Annotated in this window: 22 protein-coding genes and 1 other RNA gene; all 23 read left to right on the top strand. The window is 32.4% G+C overall.

Annotation, left to right across the window (positions count from 1 at the left end):
• Positions 1-189: 189 nt before the first annotated feature.
• A complete protein-coding gene (gene glyQ, locus HALHA_RS09205; RefSeq protein ID WP_015327504.1) occupies positions 190-1,074 on the top strand; it encodes a glycine--tRNA ligase subunit alpha in 885 nt (294 codons plus the stop codon).
• Complete coding sequence (gene glyS / locus HALHA_RS09200; protein WP_015327503.1) at positions 1,067-3,145, top strand: glycine--tRNA ligase subunit beta; 2,079 nt, start codon at positions 1,067-1,069, stop codon at positions 3,143-3,145. Before glyQ ends, glyS begins: the two co-directional genes overlap by 8 nt.
• A gap of 393 nt (positions 3,146-3,538) precedes the next feature.
• Complete coding sequence (locus HALHA_RS09195) at positions 3,539-4,270, top strand: ankyrin repeat domain-containing protein (RefSeq protein ID WP_245547438.1); 732 nt, start codon at positions 3,539-3,541, stop codon at positions 4,268-4,270.
• Positions 4,271-4,337: 67 nt separating this feature from the next.
• Positions 4,338-5,297: a class II fructose-bisphosphatase gene (gene glpX / locus HALHA_RS09190; protein WP_041608204.1), complete on the top strand. Its 960-nt coding sequence runs from the start codon at positions 4,338-4,340 to the stop codon at positions 5,295-5,297.
• Between the two features lie 145 nt (positions 5,298-5,442).
• Positions 5,443-6,090, top strand: coding sequence for a transcriptional regulator CcpN (gene ccpN, locus HALHA_RS09185; protein WP_015327500.1), 648 nt, complete (start codon positions 5,443-5,445; stop codon positions 6,088-6,090).
• A 16-nt stretch (positions 6,091-6,106) separates the two neighbouring features.
• Positions 6,107-6,910 (top strand): pyruvate, water dikinase regulatory protein, encoded by an 804-nt coding sequence (locus HALHA_RS09180; RefSeq protein WP_015327499.1) that lies wholly within the window; start codon positions 6,107-6,109, stop codon positions 6,908-6,910.
• A gap of 53 nt (positions 6,911-6,963) precedes the next feature.
• Positions 6,964-7,437, top strand: coding sequence for a kinase/pyrophosphorylase (locus HALHA_RS09175; protein ID WP_041607765.1), 474 nt, complete (start codon positions 6,964-6,966; stop codon positions 7,435-7,437).
• Positions 7,438-7,809: 372 nt separating this feature from the next.
• Positions 7,810-9,648: a DNA primase gene (dnaG, locus tag HALHA_RS09170; RefSeq protein ID WP_015327498.1), complete on the top strand. Its 1,839-nt coding sequence runs from the start codon at positions 7,810-7,812 to the stop codon at positions 9,646-9,648.
• Positions 9,649-10,773: an RNA polymerase sigma factor RpoD gene (gene rpoD / locus HALHA_RS09165; RefSeq protein WP_015327497.1), complete on the top strand. Its 1,125-nt coding sequence runs from the start codon at positions 9,649-9,651 to the stop codon at positions 10,771-10,773. It abuts the gene before it with no gap.
• A gap of 168 nt (positions 10,774-10,941) precedes the next feature.
• Positions 10,942-11,640 carry a tRNA (adenine(22)-N(1))-methyltransferase gene (locus HALHA_RS09160; RefSeq protein WP_015327496.1) on the top strand — a complete coding sequence of 233 codons (699 nt, stop codon included), beginning with the start codon at positions 10,942-10,944 and terminating at the stop codon, positions 11,638-11,640.
• Positions 11,616-12,734 (top strand): Nif3-like dinuclear metal center hexameric protein, encoded by a 1,119-nt coding sequence (locus HALHA_RS09155; RefSeq protein WP_015327495.1) that lies wholly within the window; start codon positions 11,616-11,618, stop codon positions 12,732-12,734. Before HALHA_RS09160 ends, HALHA_RS09155 begins: the two co-directional genes overlap by 25 nt.
• A 60-nt stretch (positions 12,735-12,794) precedes the next feature.
• Positions 12,795-13,505 (top strand): zinc ribbon domain-containing protein, encoded by a 711-nt coding sequence (locus tag HALHA_RS09150; RefSeq protein WP_015327494.1) that lies wholly within the window; start codon positions 12,795-12,797, stop codon positions 13,503-13,505.
• Positions 13,506-13,579: 74 nt separating this feature from the next.
• Complete coding sequence (locus HALHA_RS09145) at positions 13,580-13,984, top strand: ribonuclease HI family protein (RefSeq protein WP_015327493.1); 405 nt, start codon at positions 13,580-13,582, stop codon at positions 13,982-13,984.
• A gap of 81 nt (positions 13,985-14,065) precedes the next feature.
• Positions 14,066-14,423, top strand: an RNA gene (rnpB, locus tag HALHA_RS13225) — RNase P RNA component class A.
• A 266-nt stretch (positions 14,424-14,689) separates the two neighbouring features.
• Positions 14,690-15,538, top strand: coding sequence for a prephenate dehydratase (gene pheA, locus HALHA_RS09140; protein ID WP_015327492.1), 849 nt, complete (start codon positions 14,690-14,692; stop codon positions 15,536-15,538).
• 64 nt (positions 15,539-15,602) lie between these two features.
• Complete coding sequence (locus HALHA_RS09135; protein ID WP_015327491.1) at positions 15,603-16,367, top strand: YebC/PmpR family DNA-binding transcriptional regulator; 765 nt, start codon at positions 15,603-15,605, stop codon at positions 16,365-16,367.
• 72 nt (positions 16,368-16,439) lie between these two features.
• Entirely contained in the window at positions 16,440-17,159 is a 720-nt protein-coding gene (locus HALHA_RS09130; RefSeq protein WP_015327490.1) for a BofC C-terminal domain-containing protein, read from the top strand.
• A 69-nt stretch (positions 17,160-17,228) separates the two neighbouring features.
• Positions 17,229-17,816: a Holliday junction branch migration protein RuvA gene (ruvA, locus tag HALHA_RS09125; protein ID WP_015327489.1), complete on the top strand. Its 588-nt coding sequence runs from the start codon at positions 17,229-17,231 to the stop codon at positions 17,814-17,816.
• Between the two features lie 20 nt (positions 17,817-17,836).
• Positions 17,837-18,844, top strand: a complete 1,008-nt coding sequence (gene ruvB, locus HALHA_RS09120) for a Holliday junction branch migration DNA helicase RuvB (RefSeq protein WP_015327488.1) — start codon at positions 17,837-17,839, stop codon at positions 18,842-18,844.
• A gap of 27 nt (positions 18,845-18,871) precedes the next feature.
• Complete coding sequence (queA, locus tag HALHA_RS09115) at positions 18,872-19,897, top strand: tRNA preQ1(34) S-adenosylmethionine ribosyltransferase-isomerase QueA (protein WP_015327487.1); 1,026 nt, start codon at positions 18,872-18,874, stop codon at positions 19,895-19,897.
• Positions 19,898-19,920: 23 nt separating this feature from the next.
• The gene (tgt, locus tag HALHA_RS09110; RefSeq protein ID WP_015327486.1) at positions 19,921-21,036 is read left to right on the top strand and encodes a tRNA guanosine(34) transglycosylase Tgt; all 1,116 of its coding nucleotides are present in this window, start codon (positions 19,921-19,923) and stop codon (positions 21,034-21,036) included.
• 82 nt (positions 21,037-21,118) lie between these two features.
• On the top strand, positions 21,119-21,403 hold the full coding sequence (gene yajC, locus HALHA_RS09105) for a preprotein translocase subunit YajC (protein ID WP_015327485.1): 285 nt from the start codon (positions 21,119-21,121) through the stop codon (positions 21,401-21,403).
• A 16-nt stretch (positions 21,404-21,419) separates the two neighbouring features.
• Positions 21,420-21,974 (top strand): signal peptidase I, encoded by a 555-nt coding sequence (gene lepB / locus HALHA_RS09100; protein ID WP_015327484.1) that lies wholly within the window; start codon positions 21,420-21,422, stop codon positions 21,972-21,974.
• Positions 21,975-22,016: the final 42 nt, after the last annotated feature.

Genomic DNA, 22,016 nt, shown 5'->3' with positions numbered 1-22,016 from the left:
AAGTTCAAAATTTGGTGTAATAAAATGACAGGGTAAAGCTTGCCTCGTCCCTGGTATGATTACTGGGGAGGGGGTTTTTTATAATCACTAAAGTGTCAGAAACTAGTGTGAGCGTAAGCAACTTTAAAATCTAATGGTCTGATCTTTATTTATACTGACACTAATTTAAAATATGGGAGGGAAATTGTTGTGGAGTTTCAGGAAATTATTAATACGTTAAATCAGTTTTGGGCAAAACAGAAGTGTATTATTAGACAACCTTATGATGTTGAAGTGGGTGCTGGAACGATGAATCCATCTACTTTTTTAAGATCTTTAGGACCTGAGCCATGGAATGTAGCTTATGTTGAGCCATGTCGTAGACCTGATGATGGAAGATATGGAGAAAATCCTAATCGATTACAGCATTATTATCAATATCAGGTAATTATGAAGCCTTCTCCAGATGATATTCAAGAAATTTATTTAAAGAGTTTAGAGGCTTTAGGAATTGACCCGGATAAGCATGATATTCGGTTTGTAGAAGATAATTGGGAAAATCCAACTGTAGGTGCTTGGGGACTTGGTTGGGAAGTTTGGTTAGATGGAATGGAGATTACTCAATTTACATATTTTCAACAGGTGGGAGGGGTTGAATGTCACCCTGTATCAGTAGAGATTACTTATGGATTAGAACGGATTGCTATGTATTTACAAGAGGTAGATAGTGTTTATGATATTGAATGGGTTGCAGGTATTAATTATGGTGATGTACACCATCAAGGTGAAGTAGAACATTCTACATATAATTTTGAAAAGGCTAATATTGATAGATTAGTTACTTTATTTAATCTATATGAAAAAGAAGCTAAACAAGTTATAGAAGCAGGGCTAGTTCTGCCAGCTTATGATTATGTACTAAAGTGTTCTCACGCATTTAATTTATTAGATGCTAGGGGGGCTATTTCAGTTACAGAACGGACTAGTTACATTGGACGAGTTCGTAATTTAGCTAAAGAATGTGCTAAAAATTATGTTAAACAAAGAGAAGAATTGGGATACCCACTGTTAAAGGGAGGTCAGGATAATGAGTAAGGATCTATTATTAGAGATAGGAACAGAAGAAATTCCGGCTAGGTTCATGTTATCTACTTTTGATAGATTAGAAAGATTGGCCCAGGATAAACTTACAGATAATAGAATTGAAACTGGTACAATTAAAGTTACTGGTACCCCGCGAAGATTGGTATTATATATCGAGGATGTAGCTGTTAATCAAGCAGATTTAAAGAAAGAGGTACGGGGGCCAGCAAAGAATATTGCTTTTGATGATGAAGGGAATCCAACTAAAGCTGGTGCAGGATTTGCTAAAGGCCAAGGATTAACTCCAGACCAATTAGAAATTAGAGATACGGATAATGGAGAGTATGTATTTGCTTCTACTACAGAAGAGGGCCAAGAAACTATTAAGTTATTACCTCAGTTATTAACTGAAGTAATAACAGAATTAAATTTCTCTAAGCCTATGCGGTGGGCTAACCAGGAAATGCGTTTTATCCGGCCAATTAAGTGGTTATTGGCTTTATATGGAACAGAAAAGATAGATTTTTCTGTAGCAGAGGTAGAGACTGATAATTGGAGTTTAGGACATAGATTCTTAAGTGAGGGGCAGATAGAAATTTCTCAACCTGCTGACTATTTCTCTGCTTTAGAAGAAGAGTATGTAATTGTTGATCATAATCAACGCCGAGAGATGATAGTTGAGCAGATAAAAAAGATTGAAGAGGAAAAAGCAGTTAATGTAGTCATAGATGATGACTTACTAACAGAGGTTAATTTCTTAGTTGAATACCCAACTGCTTTATGTGGTAGTTTTGATCAAGAATTTCTAGAATTACCATCAGAAGTATTAATCACTTCTATGCGAGAACACCAGCGTTATTTTCCTGTAGAGAATGATGCAAAAGAATTAGAAAATCTATTTGTTACTGTTAGAAATGGAACAGCAGAGCATATTGATACTGTCCGTCATGGTAATGAAAAAGTACTACAGGCTCGATTGTCAGATGCTAAATTCTTCTATGAAGAAGATCAAGTAAAAAGTTTAGAATCTAAAGTTAAGAAACTTAAGGATATTATCTTCCAGGAGGATTTAGGGACTATTTATGATAAGGTAGAGCGGATTATAGCTTTAGCGGATAAGTTTGCTCAAGAACTTGATTTATCTAATATAAAGATAGACCAAGCCACAAGAGCAGCCAAGTTAGCTAAAGCTGACTTGGTAACTGAAATGGTAAATGAATTCTCTAAATTACAAGGAGTAATGGGACGTGAGTATGCTTTATTAGATGGAGAAGATCAAGAAGTAGCTACAGCTATCTTTGAACATTATTTACCACGATATGCTGCTGATATTTTACCAGAAAGTAAGGTGGGCCAAGTAGTTAGTATTGCTGATAAGATTGATAATATAGTAGCTTGTTTTAGTGTAGGCATTATTCCTACTGGTTCTCAAGATCCATATGCTTTACGTCGCCAAGCTCAAGGGATTGTAAACATCATTGTAGATGCTAAATTAGATATTACTTTAGATACTTTAATTGATTCTTCTTTAGAGTTATTAGATGATGAAATCCAGCGACCAGAGGCTAAAGTTAAAGAGGATGTAGTTGACTTTTTTAAGTTACGATTAGAAAAGTTATTAGAAGAAGCAGATATTAGATATGATGTTAGAGATGCTATTTTAGCTACTGATTGTTCTGATATTCATGATACTCTAATTAGGGCTAAAGCAGTAATGGAATTTAGAGCCAAGGATGAGTTTGATGATTTAATTGCTGTTTTCAATCGAGTTAATAATCTAGCTCAAAAAGCTTCAGAAGAAAGTATAGTTAATGAAGAGTTATTTGAATCTGATACTGAAGTAAAATTATATGCTGATTATAAGGAATTAGATGATAAAGTAGATCAATTATTAAGTGACCAAGATTACGTTACAGCTTTAGAAGAATTGACTACAATTAAAGAATCAGTTGATGCTGTTTTTGATTCTGTACGAGTAATGGCAGAAGATGAGGCAGTTAGAGAAAATCGTTTATACTTATTAAAATTAGTTGCTGAGCTATTATCAGAGGTAGCTGATTTAGATAAGATTGTAATTGATTAATAATTAAATTAATTTGAGATTGGCCCTGAATCTAAAAGAGATTCAGGGCTTTTATTATATATTTGGAATATTAATTTAATAATCAGTTAAAACTATATGGGAATAAGCTAATTATTATATTGAAATATGTATAATAAATGTTATAATATGTATACAAAAATATTATACAGATAAATGAACCTAAATGACATTAATTAAGATTAATATAACAGAATAAAGCAAATATAATATAACATATTTACATAAAAAGGTTGAATAATTACTTTTTTGGGTTAAAAGTGTTGCATTTTACTTACATAATGAGTATAATATAATTAAAAAATAAACAGGGTAGTTTAAAAAGGCTAGAAAGTTATTGGTTTATATACTCAAGGGGGTATTATATTGGAAACTATGTCAATAGAAGTAGATTTTGAGGTTAGAAACAAAAGTGAGAATGAGGAGACTTTACTGATGCAAGTGCTAAAGAATAATGCTAACCTAGAATCAATTAAGTCATTGATTGCTACTGGAGTTGATGTCACTGCTCGTAATAGAGCTGGGATTACAGCATTGATGTTTGCAGCTTGGTATTGTAAAGATAAAGAAATAATTACTTCTTTAATTAATGCGGGGGCCAATGTTAACAGCCATTCTGCAGTAGGAAAGACACCTTTGATGTATGCTATAAAGTATAATAGTAATTTAGAAGTGATTGAGACTTTACTTGCAGTGGGAGCAAAAGTAGATGCTAGAGAAGGATTAGGTAGAACAGCATTAATGTATGCTACTGAAAAAAATCAAAAGCTAGTGCAGAGATTACTTTCAGCTGGGGCAGCTATTAACAAATGTGATTGGACAGGAAATACTCCATTAGTTTGGGCTATTAAGAATAATAACCAACCTAAATTATTAGTTAATCTAATTGAAGCTGGGGCTGATGTTAATTATCAAGGGCCAAGGGGTAAAACTCCATTAATGATTGCTGCTAAATATAGTAGTTGGCATGAGATCTCTGTTTTACTTAACTATGGAGCTAATCCAGAATTGATTGATGATCAAGGTCGAACGGTTACTGATTATTTAAAAGAAAATCAAAAAGTTGATGAAGGAGCAGTTTATAGAGAGTTAAAACAAGCAAATTAGAATTGAGAAGAGAGTAAAATCTAAATTTAAGCCAAACTTAAAATTGTAGAGGAGTTGATGAGTGGATATGGATCGATTAGCTTTAGATTTTGTTAGAGTAACTGAGCAGGCAGCATTATCTACGGTAGAGTTAATTGGTAAAGGAGATAAAATTGCTGCTGACCAGGCTGCTGTTAATGCAATGAGAAAGACCTTTGCTACAATCAATATTAGTGGTGAAGTAGTAATTGGTGAGGGAGCTAAAGACGAAGCGCCAATGTTATATACGGGTGAAAAAGTTGGTTCGGGCGGGTCTAATAAATTAGATATAGCAGTTGATCCAATAGAAGGCACAAGTTTAGTAGCAGGAGGATTATCTAATGCTTTAGCAGTAGTTGCAGCAGCTAGAGAAGGTAATTTGCTTAAAGCTCCTGATATGTACATGAAGAAGATTGCAGTTGGCCCTGAGGCTAAAGGAGTAATTGATTTAGAAGCTACGCCAACTGATAATTTAAAAGCCATAGCTAAAGCTAAAGGAGTTAAGGTTTCTAGACTAACAGTAGCTATTTTAGATAGAGAACGTCATAGAAATTTAATTACAGAGGTAAGAAATGTTGGGGCGAGAGTTAAATTAATTAATGCAGTTGATGTAGGTGGTGGAATTGCTACAGCATTAGATGATATGACAACAGATGTATTAATGGGGGTTGGAGGGGCCCCTGAAGGAGTGTTAACAGCAGCGGCTTTAAAATGTTTAGGTGGTGATATGCAAGCACAATTATGTCCTGTTAATCAAGCTGAAGTTAAAGAGGCTTTACAGATGGGAATTGATGATATTGATCAGATATTTAAACTTAATGATTTAGTCCAAGGTGAGGATATTATTTTTTCTATGACGGGGATAACCAATGGTGAAATATTAGTTGGGGTACAAGAAGGTCAAACTCATTCTTTGGTTATGAATAGCCAGACAGACCAAGCAGGAGCGATACGGGAGTTAAGAACTAATCATAATCAAGCTTCGATTACTGCCCAACTATGTGGTTGAATTTTTTATAAATAGGTACTGAAAGGTTTCCCCTGGATATTTTAATCAGGGGATTTAATTTTAGGTATTTAACTTTTGATCTTAATTATTATTTGCTATAATAAATATGATGACTAAATAGATAGTATTCTCCATCTTCAAGGGAGTGATTACAATTAATTTAAGTGAGCGACAGAAAAAAATAATTGAAATTGTAAAAAAAAATGAACCTATACCTAGTAAAGAGATAGCTAAAAAGCTAGATTTAACTAGAGGGGCTTTAAGGTCAGATTTATCAGTTTTAACAATGGCTAACATATTAAATGCTAAACCCAAAGTAGGATATTTCCATGCTCAGGATAATTCTTATTTAAAAGAGTTTGATGAGTTATATAACAAAAAAGTTAAAGAAATAAAATCAGCACCTGTGGTAATTAAAGAAGAAGAGAATTCTATTTATGATGCAATAGTGACACTTTTTTTAGAGGATGTTGGTTCTGTTTTTATAATAGATAGTAATGAAGCACTAGTAGGAGTTGTCTCTAGAAAAGATTTATTAAAAATGACAATCGGGGAGACAAATATTAATCAAATTCCTGTTAGTGTGGCAATGACAAGAATGTCACATATTATCACTATTACAGATGATGATACGGTTTTTGAAGCAGCGAAAAAAATTATAGACTATGAAATTGATGTTATACCTGTTGTTAAAAAAATAAAAAAAGATTCTAAAGAAAGATTAAAGGTAATTGGAAAGGTTAGTAAGACTAATATTACTAGAGTTTTTGTTGATTTTAGGTTGGATATATAAGGAGGGAATAATTAAAGTGCATAATGGTGATTTTATTGTATTTTTAATATCTGATTTTACAGGTAAGACAGCTGAAACTGTAATTAATTCAGTATCTATTCAATTTGATATGGGACATATAGAAACTAAGAAGTTTAATAATGTATCTACTATAAGTAGACTAACTGAGATAATTAATCAAGCTAAAGAAGAAAAAAAGGTGATTTTAGCTTATACTTTAGTTTTACCAGAGTTATGTGATTATTTAGAGAATCAAGCGAATAAATATGATATACCAACTATGGATATACTAGGTCCATTTATGAATCAATTTTCACAAATTTTAAATCAACAACCTCAATTAGAAGTAGGACTTAGTTATAATCTTGATCATGGAGTTATGGAGAAAATGAAGTGTATTGATTTTAACTCTAGATGTGATGATGGGAAAGATTTAAATAAATTAAAGAAAGCAGATATTATATTAATTGGGGTTTCTAGAACTTCTAAAACACCTGTAAGTATGTATTTAGCTAATCAAAACTATAAAGTAGCTACTATTTCTCTAGCTCCTGAAGTATCATTACCTCAGGAGCTACATGAGGTAAATTCTAATAAGATAGTAGGCTTGACAATTAAGGCAGGATCTCTACAAAAGATAAGACAGCACCGGTTGGATCTTATGGAGTTTGATTCTAAGAGTGGTTATACTAAAATTAAAAGAATTAAAGAAGAATTAAATTATGCTCAAGAGATTATGGATGATATAGGATGTAAAAGAATTGATGTAACTAATGTAGCAGTTGAAGATATAGCTAATCAAATAATAGCTAAATTTTAATAATAACCTCTGTTATCCAAGAATAAAATTATTTTGGATAGGAGGTATAAATGATGGCTAAATTAAAAGTAGATTATCAGAGTAAAATTCAAGCAATGGAGTTTGTTGTGGCTGCTGATGATAGGTTTGACTGGACCAGGTTAGATAAAGCAGATATTATTCTAGTTGGGGCTTCTGGTACTGCTAAGACCCCTTTAGCTTTATATTTAGGATACCAAGGTTATAAGGCAGCTAATTTACCTTTAGTTCCGGAATTAGATTTTGGACGAGAGAAATTAATTGATTATAAAGCTAAGATTATTGGTTTAACAATTGATGAAGATAGTTTAAAGAAACATCGTAAAAGAAAGTTGTTAGATTTAGGATTAGGGCTTGATGTTGAATATGTAACTGATGATCGGATTAGATATGAATTGGAGTATGCTCAACGAGTAATGAATAAATTAAGATCTCCAATTATTAATGTAACGGATAAGCGAATTGAAAAGTTAGCCTTTCAAGTTAAAGAGCTTTATAGAAATAAATAGTATATTATCCTAGGTTATTAACCTAGGATTTTTAATTTATAATTTAAATTATTATTTGGTGCAGGATTTTTAGGTTGTTATCTTGTAATTATTATATAACAGTAAATATAATAGCAGAAAATAGTTCTTGATGATAAATCGTGTTGAAAGATAAATTAAATTTTCATTATAAAGTGAGTACAAAGTAGTATTATTAGGTATAACTATAGTGAATAGGAATGTTAAGATAATATTTTTCTGATTTTAAGCAGGAATTTGTTTTTTATTGTCGAAAAACTTTTAATGCTGCGGATATTATAGTCAATAATAGTTTGTTGTTAATTTATAAAGGAGGAAGTTTAGGGGATAATAGTTATTAAAGGGTGAATCATTTTGGGGCATGGTTATTATAGTGAAGATCTAATAGAAAAAATTAGGTATAGCAATGATTTAGTTGATGTTGCTGCTGAGTATACGAAATTAAAAGAACAGGGAAATAGTTATATAGGTTTATGTCCTTTTCATAATGAAAAGACTCCTTCATTTAATGTTAATCCTGATCGACAATTATATTATTGTTTTGGCTGTGGAGAAGGAGGAAATATCTTTAATTTTGTAATGGGGCTTGAAGGGTTGAATTTTATAGAGACTGTCGAGTATTTAGCTAATAAAGCTGATATTGATTTACCTACAAGGGACTCTTCTCAAGACAAAAGGCGTAGGAATAAAAAGCAGCAAATTTTTGCAGTTCATAAGTTAGCTACTAAATTTTATCATTATTTATTATTAGAATCAGAGGTCGGGAATCAAGGCCATCAATATTTTTTAGACCGCGGCTTTAATGAGGAAACAATTAAGAAATTCAGATTAGGGTTTGCCCCTGATAGATGGGAGCAGTTATATAAATTTTTAAGTCGCAAGGATTATTCCAAAGAAATATTAGCTAAATCAGGTTTGGTAATTCCTCGCAAAAACTCTTCTGGTTATTATGATCGATTTAGAAATCGGATAATCTTTACAATCTTTGATCACCGAGGACAACCTATAGGGTTTGGAGGTAGAGTATTAAGTTCAGATGATAAACCAAAGTATCTTAATTCGCCTGAGACACCAATTTTTGATAAAAGTCATCATTTGTACGGACTTAATTTGGCTAAAAGAACAATTAGAAAAAAGGAGGAAGCAATAATATTTGAAGGATATACGGATGTAATTACTGCTTATCAAGCAGGAATTAAGAATGTTGTTGCTTCACTAGGTACTTCCTTAACTAAAGAACAAGCCAAATTGTTGCATAGATATGCAGAAAAAGTTTATATTGCTTATGATGCTGATACTGCAGGTGCTAAGGCAACGCTAAGAGGATTAGATATTTTAAAAAAGGAAGGATTAGTTGTAGAAGTTATTCAATTGCCTATTGGTCAGGATCCAGATGAAGTTATCAATGAAAATGGGCCAAGTAAGTTTAAAGAATTGATTGAGCAAGCAGTTCCATTAATTGAATTTAAAATAAATAGTATATTACCAGAGAAAAGATTTAAAGATATAGATGATAAGGTAGCTGCTTTCAAGAATGTTTTACCAGTTTTAAATCAGATTGAGATTGAAATTGAACGAGATGAATACTTAGGATTTGTAGCAGAAAAGTTAGGTATTAAAGAAAAGAATATTGGGGTATTAAAAAGAGAACTTAATAAATATAGGAAGTATAAAGTTCAGGGGAATAAGGATATAAAGAGTAAAAATAGGTATAATAATACTAATGATTTAAAAAAAGAGCTAGATAAATCTCAAACAAGTGGTTATGATAGTGCAATTAAGGGTTTAATTCAAATAATTATTAATCATCATGAATTTATTCCTAAGTTAAAACAGAGATTAAAGCCAGATGAATTTATTGATGATAAATATCGCCAAATCATAGCTTTGATTTATAGGTTTTATGAGGCTAACACAGATTTTAAGGTAGATGATTTATTAGAGGAAATAAACGATCAAGAAATAAAAAAATTGTTACTTAGGCTTTCGATACAAGATGTAGTTAGTGGGGATTTAGATAAAATGTTTTTTGATCATATAAGTAAGGTAAAGGAGCATCAATTTAGAATGAAAATTGATAATTTAGACCAAAGGATTAAGCAAGCTGAAAGAGAGAATGAATTTAGTAAATTAGATCAGTTATTACAAGAATACCAAAAATATCAAGGTTTATTAAGAAAGGAGGGGAATTAAATGGCTGTTCAACAACAGGCAATGCAAGAAGAAATTAGTAGTTTGTTAAATAAAGGAAGAGAAAAAGGTGAGTTAACAGAAGAGGAAGTAGAGGAAATATTATCAGATGTAGATTTAAATTCAGATCAAATGGAAGAGATACATGATATACTTGCTGCTGAAGGGATAGATGTAGTAAGTGAAGACGCTGACGAAGAAAATAAGTCAAATAGTGATAGCAAAGATAAAGAGAACTCGGAAGAAGATGAAGATGAATTTGATTTTAGTCAGATAGATTTTGGGGTTCCAGATGCGGCAGGGATTGATGATCCTGTAAAAATGTATCTAAAAGAGATTGGTAAGGTTCCATTATTAGATGCAGATGAAGAAAAAGAGTTAGCTAGAAGGAAAGATGAAGGAGAGGAATACGCTAAGCAAAAATTAGCGGCAGCTAACTTAAGGTTAGTAGTTAGTATTGCTAAAAAATATGTTGGTCGTGGAATGTTATTTTTAGATTTAATTCAGGAAGGTAATTTAGGGTTGATTAAGGCAGTAGAAAAGTTTGATTATACTAAAGGATATAAATTTAGTACCTATGCAACATGGTGGATTAGACAAGCTATTACTCGTTCTATTGCAGACCAAGCTCGAACAATTCGAGTTCCGGTGCATATGGTAGAAACAATTAATAAATTAATTAGAGTAACAAGACATTTAGTTCAGGAATTAGGTCGTGAGCCCACAGATGAAGAAATTGCTGAAGAAATGGATTTAAATCCAGAAAAAGTACAAGAAATTAAAAAGATTGCTCAAGAACCTGTATCATTAGAGACTCCTATAGGAGAGGAAGAAGATAGTTATTTAGGTGACTTTGTAGAAGATGAGAAATCTCCTGAACCTGCCGCAGCAGCTTCACGAATGTTATTAAAAGAGCAATTGGATGGTGTAATGGATAGTTTAACTGATCGAGAAAAACGAGTTTTAGAGCTTAGATTCGGCATTGGAGATGGGCGTTCTCGGACTTTAGAAGAAGTAGGGAAAGAATTTGGTGTGACTAGAGAACGGATTCGTCAAATTGAGGCTAAAGCTTTACGTAAATTAAGACATCCAAGTAGAAGTAAGAAATTGAAGGATTATTTGAGTTAATTATAATCACTCCATCTATTATAGGTGGAGTTTTATTTTTATGATAATTTGTTGCAAATAAATTTTGTTTTGGGCAAGGTAATAGAGTTTTTTATCCAGAAATTATTAACTATAAGAGGAATTTTTTTAGTCATTTTATATTAAATATAATAAGGAGTAGAGCAAGTAATGAAATTATCACCACGTTTAAAAAAGATAGTATCTTTGCTGGAACTTCCAACTAGTATAGTTGATATTGGTACCGATCATGCTTATATCCCCATTCATTTAGCTAAGAATACTAATTGTTCTAAGATAATTGCCAGTGATTGTAATCGAGCACCATATCAAGCTGCTTTAGAGCATGTTAGGCAAGCAGATGTTGAAGATAAGGTTGATGTTAGATTGGGTTGCGGTCTTTCGGTATTGAGTAAATCTGAAGTGCAAACAGCTATTATTGCTGGGATGGGTGGTCAAACGATTCGTCAAATTATTGGTGATGATTATGATTTGGCCCAAGGTTTAGATAGAATTGTTTTACAGCCTATGGCGGGAGCTGGTTCATTACGTAAGTGGTTAGTTAATAATAATTTTAAGATTATTAATGAAGCATTAGTAGCAGATAATGATAAATTTTATCAAATTATTGTTGTTACTCCTGGATCAATGAAGCTAGAAGATAGTTTCTTATTAGAGATTGGCCCTCAACTAATAGAAAAGGGCGATCCTTTATTATCTACATATTTAGATAACTTAGAAGAAAAGTGGCAAAAGATTATCAAAGATATTGCTGTTGAATTACCAGATCACCCAAAAGTAATTAATTTAAAGAGTAAAATTGATAAAATGCAGGAGGTTAAAAAATGTCTGTCAAGTTACACCAAGTAATTGATCTAATAGAAGAGTTAGCTGCACCACATTTGGCTGCAGAGTGGGATAATGTTGGGTTACAGTTAGGAGATATTAACCAAACTATAGAGAAATTATTAGTTGCTTTAGATCTTAATTATGATGTGTTAGAAGAAGCTATTGCAGCAGACATAGATTTAATTGTTACCCACCATCCTTTTATTTTTAAAGGGATCTCTAATATTAACTTTGCTACTCCACAAGGTAAGATTATTAAAAAGGCAATTAAAGAAGATATTTCTATTTATGTTGCTCATACCAATTATGATATTGCATCTAATGGTTTAAATGATTTATTAGCAAAACAGGTTGGAGTAAGTAATCTACAACCATTAAAAGTTACTGCTAGTGAGAATTTGAAAAAGATAGCAGTATTTGTTCCTGAAACAGCAATAGCTGAAGTTAGAGAGGCACTAGCAGATGCAGGAGCAGGTCATATTGGTGATTACAGTCATTGTACTTTTCAACAGTCAGGAATAGGAACATTTAAGCCTTTGGAAGGAACTAATCCTTATTTGGGTACTAAAGGAGAAGTAAACCAAGTTAAGGAATACAAACTAGAAACTATTGTTTTAGAAAGTCAATTAAACAAGACAATTGATAAGATGATTAAGGCTCATCCATATGAAGAAGTTGCATATGATATTTATCCTCTTGCAAAAGAAGGGCCAACTGTAGGTTTAGGTAGAATAGGCCACTTAAAAGAGTCTATTAGTCTAGGAGAATATGCTCAATTAGTAAAAGAAGAGTTAGATTTAGAACAAATTAAGGTTGTAGGAACTTTAAATTCTAAAGTAAAGAAAGTAGCTTTATGTAGTGGTAGTGGAGCTGATCTAATTCAAACTGCAATTAGTAAAGGGGCTGATCTTTTAGTTACGGGTGATATTAAATATCATCAAGCTCAAATGGCTGAAGAAGCAAACTTGAATTTAATTGATGGTGGTCATTATGGAACAGAAAAGATCATGAAAGAAGGACTGGCAGAATATTTTAAAGAAGAAGTAGCAGCTAACAATATGGAAGTAAAAGTAATAGAATCTAATATTAATACTAATCCTTTTCAGGTAATTTAGGTAGGTCATGGTGTGGCCTACCTTTTTTCTATGATTAATAATTTTTAAGGGGGGCTTTTAGTGGAGAAATTAGAGTTATTATATAAGTTGCAAAAGATTGATGATCAAATTGAAAAATTACAAGAGAAAAAAGATAATAAACCAGTATTAAATGAGGCAGATAATTTAGAGCAAATTATTTCTAAGTTAATGAAAGAAAAGCAAAATAAGAAAGATGAACTTGGAGATATTCAAGATAAAGTTAAAGATATTGAGTTTGAAGAGGCTAGATTGGAGCGAAAAGAAAAAGATTATAAAAAACAACTATATAGTGGAGAAAACTCCAGTCCTAAAGAGTTAGAGCAATTGACTGATAAGTTAGATTTAGTTACTGAAGAAAAAGAAGAGTTAGAAGAGGATTTGTTAGATCTAATGATGCAAGAAGAAGCTAAAGAAGAAGAAATTCTAGGTTTGAAAGAAAAGATAGCCGAAAATGAAAGTCGGTTACTTAAACTACAAAACGAAGAAGAAAGTGCTAAACAAGAGTTAAAAGAAGAATTAATAAAGTTTAACCAACAACGACAAGAGTTAAAAGAAAAATTAGGTGATCAATTATTAATTAAGTATAATCATTTAAAAGAGAAAAAGGCAGGTAAAGCAGTTGTTGCTCTTAGGGATGGGTATTGTATGGGATGTAGAATGTCTTTGCCAATTAAATTAGTTAAAAAAGTTGAAGGAAATGCAGAAGTGGTAACCTGTAATAGTTGTGGGAGGATACTATATGATAAATAAAGTTAAATTAATAAATATGGTTGACAAAAGAGATTATATATTATATAAAATAGTGGAGTGAGGAGGAAGTTAAAATGGCTAATTTAACAATGTATACTGATGGTGGCTCACGAGGAAATCCAGGGCCAGCAGGAGTAGGAGCAGTGATTTATAATAATGGTCAAAAAGTTGAAGAGTTATTTGAGTATATAGGAAGAGCGACTAATAATGTTGCTGAGTATAAAGCAGTAATTTTAGGTCTTAAGTTATTAGCAGATAATTATTCTCAAGCTAAGATAGAGATAAAAGCTGATAGTCAATTGCTAGTTAAACAATTGACCGGAGAATACAAGGTAAAGAGTGATAATTTAAAGCCACTTTATCAACAAATTAAAGAGCTAATAACTAATTTTTCTAAAGTAGAGTTTACTCATATACCTCGAGAAGAAAATAAAGAAGCAGATGCACTAGCTAATCAGGCAATGGATAAATGTAGATAAATAACTAAATTGTTAATTTTAATTTTATTGACAATCCCCAGAGGACATGTTATAATAAATTCTGCAATTTAATAATGATAATAAGGAGACTAGATAGTCGCAAGTATAGTATAATGCTATATTTGAGGAAAGTCCGAGCTCCATAGAGTAGGATGCTGGATAACCCCCAGCCGGAGTAATCCGCGGGAAAGTGCCACAGAGAGTATACCGCCTAATTAATATTAGGTAAGGGTGAAAGGGTGCGGTAAGAGCGCACCGGGTCTTTGGTGACAAAGTCGCATGGTAAACCCCATCTGGAGCAAGGCTGAATAGGGGAAGGTTAAGAGCTACTCGTTCATCTTCCCGGGTTAGCTGCTTGAGATAGTAGGTAACTACTATCCTAGATGGATGACTATTACCTGTAAAGGTACAGAACTCGGCTTACAGGTCTGCTTATTATCGGTTTCTAAGGCATCCTAAAGGATGCCTTTTAGTATATTAAATTGTTTTTATTCAAGAAGCTTATAGATCGGCTAATATCAATAGAATTAAGATCAAAAATAGGATAAAGGGATTAGTTTGAAGATCCTTTTCTTCTGTCACATATCTATATGAAGACTGTCTTTTTACCATAATATCCCTCCCTTGTGTTATAGTTTCTTTATATTATAGAATATGCTAGGTTTGTTTTTTTGTTCGATAAATAAGTAGTGAGGAGTGAGAATAGTGAGATTAGGATTTTTAGGTCCCCAAGGTAGCTTTACTGAATTAGCAGCTCAAAAATATCAGGGCCAAGTAACAGAATATTTAGCTTACCAAGATATAAAAAGTTTGATTAAAGGAGTTAAAGCAGGTGCAGTAGATGGAGCAGTAACTCCAATTGAGAATTCTTTAGAAGGGTCAGTAACTTTAACATTAGATTTATTAGTAGAATTTGATTTAAAGATTAGGAATGAAATTATAATTCCTATAGAACATAATTTATTAGTAAAAAATGATATTAATTTAGAGCAGATAAAACATGTTATATCTCATCCCCAAGCCTTGGCCCAATGTCGCTCTTTTTTAGAGGATAATTTAGTTGATTATCAAGTACATACAGCCAATAGCACATCAGAGGCTGTAAAAGAATTAAAGAATCTAGAAGATGATTGGGCAGCAATTGGTAATGCTCGAGCAGCTAGGTATTATCAACTAAATTTATTAAAAGAAGGGATTCAAGATAATCAAGAAAATTGGACTAGATTTGTTATGCTTGCTAAAGCTGATAGATCTCAGACAGGTAATGATAAGACTTCTTTAATTTGTGCTGCTCAGATGGATCGACCTGGAGCTTTATATAAAATATTGCATGAATTTGCTAAACGCAATATAAATTTAACTAGGATTGAATCTAGGCCTGCTAAAAAACTATTAGGAGATTATATCTTTTTTATAGATTTAGAAGGCCATCGAGCAGATCCAAGAGTAAAGGCAGCATTATCTGCTGTAAAAAAGATGACATCATTGTATAAACTATTAGGTTCCTATCCTAAATCAACTGTAATTGAGGATTATTTAGGGATAGGTAAATAATTGAAAAAAGGATTTTTATATGTTAAAATAAACAAGTGATATTTTCAAATAAGGAGGAATCATGATGGCTGGTCATTCTAAATGGCATAATATTAAACATAAAAAGCAAAAAGAGGATAGAAGGCGAGCTAAGTTATTCTCTAAGTTGGTAAAGAAGATCACTGTTGCTGCTAGAGAGGGTGGTGGTGATCCAGAAGTTAATAATGATTTAGAGTTAGTAATCCAAAAGGCTAAAGATGCAAATATGCCTAAAGAAAATATTGAACGAGCAATTAAGCGAGGAACAGGAGAGCTTGAAGGTGTTAATTATGAATCTTATGTATATGAGGGCTATGCGCCTGCAGGAGTAGCTTTATATATGGAGGTAATGACTGATAATAAAAATCGTACCGTATCGGAAGTGCGACATTTATTATCTGAACATGGTGGTAATTTAGGAGAAGATGGTTGTGTAGCTTGGATGTTTGAAAGAAAAGGCCAATTAATAATTGATCGTTCTGATTATGAAGTTGTTGAAGATGAAGCAATGATGGCTGCTATAGAAGCAGGGGCAGAAGATATTAAATTTAGTGAAGATACTGTTGAAATTTTAACTAATCCAGAAGATTTACAAGATGTAAGAAAGGTTATGGAAGAAGAAGGATATCAGTTTAGTTCTGGAGATTTAGTAATGCTACCTGATAATGAGATAACTTTAGATGATCCCGATGATGCTAAGAAAGTATTAAAATTAATGGATAAGTTAGAAGATCATGATGACATTCAGGATGTTTATGCAAATTTTAATCTTTCAGAAGATGTAATAGCTGAAATTAGTGATGAAATTTAAAATTATTCCTTTTCAACTGTTTATTAAGTCTTTAGTTAGTTAATAATAAGGGTAAAGGTTGGAGGGGGTAAAATGAAACCTGTTAGAGCTATAGTAATAACAGTAATTCTAACAATTATAATGGCAGTTATAACCTATTATACTTTAGGGGGATTAGGTGCTACTTATTTTGGTGATAAAAGTAAAAAAGGGCCAAAGTCTAAAGTAAAAGAACCCAACCACAACTCAAATCAACAGATTAAAGATTTAATTAAACAGGAACAAAAAAAGATTGATCAACAAGAGCCTAAATTAAATCAACAATTAAGTAAAGATAAACTAGAAATTGATTTAAATACAGAATTAATATTAAAAGTAGCTAATTCTAAGATGAAGGATAAAATAGTCAATCAGCAAAAGGTTAATAGTTCTTGGGCTGGGTTGTCTCAAGATGAGTTAGCTAATCGTTTAACTAAAGGACAAATTGTAGAGTTTAATTCTAAACAAGTAGTAATTGAGATTAATACTAAAGAAGCTAAAACAATAAAGCCTGAAGATATAATTAAAAGTAAAGAAGAAAAAGATTCTAAGGAAGAGATCCCTGATAAATTATTTCTTAGTCTTAAGGATGGCTATGTTGCAGTTTATCGTGGTGATATTTTAGGGAAGCATGAAGTAGTAGAGATTAAAAAGGATATTCCGGTTGACCAACTTTCACAACAGGATGTTAAGGCTTTACAGATGGGGATAGAAGTTGAAGATGAAGAAGAGTTATTAAAGTATTTAGAAGGATTTGCTAGTGCCACAGATTAAGATGGTGATCTAAAACAGTCTTTAAGTGGCTGTTTTTTTCTTTTGGAAGTGTAAGGGAGGATAGCAGAGATGATAGCTTACTTATGTGGAGATTTACTACGTCAAGGAATAGAATATGTAGTAGTGAAAGTAGATGGGGTAGGGTATAAAGTTTATTTACCAGCTAGTTTACAAGATGGCTTAACAATAGGAAGTGAAGTTGAATTACATATCTATACTTATGTTCGTGAAGATGCAATTAAATTATACGGTTTTTCTACTTTAGAAGAATTAGAGTTATTTGAAAGGTTACTTAGTGTATCTAAAATTGGCCCTAAGGCCTCTTTAAGTATTTTGGGTACTATGACAGTTAGAGAGTTTAAATTAGCGGTTATTAACGGAGAAGTTAAAACCTTAAAACAAGCCAAAGGAATTGGTAATAAAACAGCTAAGCGTTTAATTTTAGAGTTACAAGAAAAGGTAGAAATTAATGATATTACAAATTCTAGAGAGCAATTAGTCAATCAAGGTCAAATTAATGATGCAGTTAATGGTTTAGTAAATCTAGGTTATAATAAAAGAAGTGCTCGGGAAGCTGTAACAAAAATAGCAAAAGAGAAGCAAGATTTAGAAGTAGAAGAAATTATTAAAGAAGGTTTACAGTACTTAAGTCAATAGTTGATGTAGGAGGTTGAAAGATGGAAGAAAGATTTGTATCTCCTGACCGTAGATTAGATGATTTAGATTTGAATTTGCGCCCGAAAAGATTTGTAGAGTATATTGGTCAACAGAAAGTTAAAGAGAATTTAAAGATTTTTATTCAAGCAGCTAAAAAAAGAGGAGAATCATTAGACCATGTATTATTATCTGGACCACCTGGCTTAGGAAAGACTACTTTAGCTAATATTATTGCTAATGAAATGGGAGTAGAAATTAAAATAACTTCTGGACCAGCAATTGAGAAGCCAGGAGATTTAGCAGCTGTACTAACTAATTTAAAGCCAAATGATGTATTATTTATTGATGAGATACATCGTTTAAATCGGATGATAGAAGAAATTTTATATCCTGCTATGGAGGATTATGCCCTAGATATAGTGGTGGGGAATGGGCCAAATGCCCGTTCAGTAAGATTAGATTTACCTCCTTTTACATTAGTTGGAGCTACCACTAAAGCAGGAAGTTTAACTTCACCTTTACGGGATAGATTTGGTGTATTAAGTAGATTGAGTTTTTATGATAAGGAAGAGTTGGCCCAAATTGTAATCAGAGCTGCTAAAGTACTAGAAGTAGGAATAGAGGAAGAAGGAGCTTATGAGATTGCCCGTAGATCACGAGGAACTCCTAGAATTGCTAATCGTTTTTTGAAACGGGTGAGGGATTTTGCACAAATAGAAGGTGAAGGTATTATTACTAAAAAAATTGCTCAAGAATCTTTATCTAGATTAGAAGTAGATGAACTTGGCTTAGATAGAATTGATCGTAAGATTTTATCAACAATTATAGAAAAGTTTAGTGGTGGCCCAGTGGGGGTATCCACTTTAGCAGCAGCAATTAATGAAGAAGAAGAGACTATTGAAGATGTTTACGAACCTTATTTATTACAGTTAGGTTTTTTAAATAGAACTCCTAGAGGTAGAAAAGCTACCAAATTGGCTTATCAACATTTCAATTATAATTTTGAGGAAGAAGATAGTCTTTTTTAAAAATAATAAATGTTTGGAGGAACTGAAATGAAAGTAGAAGAATTTGATTTTGATTTACCAGAAGAGTTAATTGCTCAACAACCAGTTGAACCACGAGATGAATCAAGACTAATGGTTGTTGATCGTCAAAAAGATGAAATTAAGGAGGAAGTTTTTAAAAATATAATTGATTATTTTGAACCAGGAGATCTTTTAGTTCGTAATAATACTAAAGTTATTCCTGCTAGGTTATTTGGAAATAAAGAAAAGACAGGTGGTAAAGTAGAATTTCTACTACTAAATCGTGTTAAACTAGATACCTGGGAAACCTTAGTTAAGGCCAATGGTAAAGTGAAAGTAGGAACGAGAATAGTATTTGGAGAAGGAAAATTAATTGCTGAAGTAAAGGATAAGACTGATTTTGGAGGACGAATAGTTGAATTTGAGCATGATGGTATATTTGAAGAAATATTAGATGAATTAGGAAGTATGCCCCTACCTCCTTATATAAAAGAAGAGTTAGATAATCCAGAAAAATATCAAACCGTATATGCTAAAAATAGAGGTGCAGCAGCAGCTCCTACAGCTGGTTTACATTTTACAGATAGATTATTACAACAGATAAAAGATAAAGGGGTTAAGATTGCTGATGTTACTTTACATGTAGGCTTAGGAACCTTTAGACCGGTAAAAGTGGATGATGTAGAAGAGCATGATATGCATTCTGAGTACTATGAGGTTTCACAAGAAACGGCGCAGTTGATTAATCAAACCAAGAAAAAGGGTAAGCGAGTTTTTGCAGTAGGAACAACAACAACTCGAACTTTAGAGACAGTAGTTAGTGAAGATGGTCAGATAGAGGCTAAAAAAGGCTGGACAGATATTTTTATTTATCCTGGTTATAATTTTAAAGCTATTGATGCTCTAATTACTAACTTTCATCTACCCCAATCGACATTGATTATGATGGTAGCTGCTTTAGCAGGAAAAAGTAGAATTTTAACTGCTTATCAAAGGGCCATTGAAGAAGAATATAGATTTTATAGTCTAGGAGATGGAATGTTGATCATATAAATTAAAAGAATGGAGGCACTAAGATGTCATTTGAATATAAATTAAAAAAGAATTGTTGTGATACTAAAGCACGGGTGGGAGAATTATCAACACCTCATGGGAAGATTGATACTCCAATCTTTATGCCAGTAGGAACTAAAGCTACAGTAAAAAGCATGAGTCCAGAAGAACTAGAGGAAATTAAATCACAAATCATTTTAAGTAATACTTATCATTTATATCTACGCCCAGGTCATGAATTAATAGAAGAAGCAGGTGGGTTACATGAGTTTATGAATTGGGAGCACCCTATTTTAACTGATAGTGGAGGATTTCAAGTTTTTAGTTTAGGTGATTTAAATGAAATCACAGAGAAAGGAGTTACTTTTCAATCTCATCTTGATGGTTCTAAACACTTTATTAGCCCTGAAAAGTCAATTGAGATTCAAATGAGTTTAGGAGCCGATATAATCATGGCTTTTGATGAATGTGCTCCCTATCCAGCTAAAAGAGATTATGTCAAGAATTCATTAGAGAGAACAACAAGGTGGTTGGAGAGATGTATTGCAGCTCATACTAGAGATGATCAGGCTTTATTTGGAATTATGCAAGGTGGAATGTATCGTGATTTAAGAGAAGAAAGTGCTCAACAAATAACTCAATTTGATCTACCAGGTTATGCTATTGGTGGTTTAAGTGTAGGAGAACCAAAAGAAGAGATGTTAGAAGTTCTTGATTATGCTCCTGATTTGTTACCAGAGGATAAACCACGTTATTTAATGGGAGTAGGAACTCCATTTGATCTATTTGAAGGGGTCATGCGTGGAGTAGATATGTTTGATTGTGTCTTTCCTACTCGAATTGCTAGAAATGGAGCTGTATTTACTAGTCATGGTCGGATAACAATTCGTAATGCTAAGTTTAAAAAGGATTTTACCCCTTTAGATCATGAATGTGATTGTTATGTGTGCAATAATTATACGAGAGGTTATATTAGACATTTGATTAAGCGTAATGAAATTTTAGGATTACGGTTAACTACTTATCATAATCTTTATTTTCTATTAGATATGATGGAAAAGATAAGACAAGCCATTAAGGAAGATAGGTTCTTAGAATATAGAGCCCAGTTTTATAAAAAGTACGGATTGGAAGAATAGAAACTATTGAAAAAGAAAGGAAATCACACCTTTCTCACGAATATATATAGTTATAAGCAGACCAATTTAAGGAGGAGTTAATTTGAAGATATTAATGAGTTTAGCGCCTTGGGTTATTATGTTTGGAGTATTTTGGTTCTTATTTGTAAGACCACAGAAGCAAAAGCAACAACAGCATCAAGAAATGTTATCTAATTTAGAAAGAGGAGATAAGATTATAACGATTGGTGGAATTAAGGGTATGATTACTGAGCTTAGAGATAATGATCTAGAGATAAAAATTGCTCCTGAAGTAAAGATTGATATTACTCGTAATGCCATTCGTGGATTAGATAAACAAGAAGTAACAAAAGGAGCAGAAGAATAAGCAGGAGGGCGAAAGAGTGATAAATAAACAAGAAGTTAAAGAAATTATAGAATCAATAATTATTGCTGGAGTTCTAGCTTTCTTTATTATAACTTTTATTGTACAATCATTTATTGTTCAAGGACACTCAATGGATAATACTTTACATGATGGCGAACGTTTGTTTGTAAATAAATTCATTTATAATTTTCGTGCGCCTGAACGAGGAGACATTGTTGTTTTTGAACCAAAAGGTGATCCTAGTCGAAAGTATATTAAACGGGTAATTGGTCTTCCGGGTGATAAAATAGAGATTGTTGCAGGGAATTTATTTATAAATGACCATGCAGTCAAAGAGGATTATATTTTAGAGCCAATGTATGGTAATTATGGACCATATAAAGTACCTAAAAAGCATGTGTTTGTAATGGGAGATAATCGAAATCATAGTACAGATAGTAGAATGACTTCTTTGGTAGGATATGTTTCTTATGATGCAATCGTGGGCCAAGCTTTTTGGGTTTATTGGCCACTAACTGATATAAGGATTATAAATGATACTATTTATCCTAAATTAACGGCTAACAAATAGTAAAAATGTACCTCGCGGATTTTGATCTGCGAGGTATCTTTA

It is taken from the genome of Halobacteroides halobius DSM 5150, from assembly GCF_000328625.1.
GTDB lineage: Bacteria > Bacillota > Halanaerobiia > Halobacteroidales > Halobacteroidaceae > Halobacteroides > Halobacteroides halobius.
The sequence above is the reverse complement of the archived record's forward strand: the minus strand, read 5'-3'. Positions and strand labels throughout refer to the sequence as shown.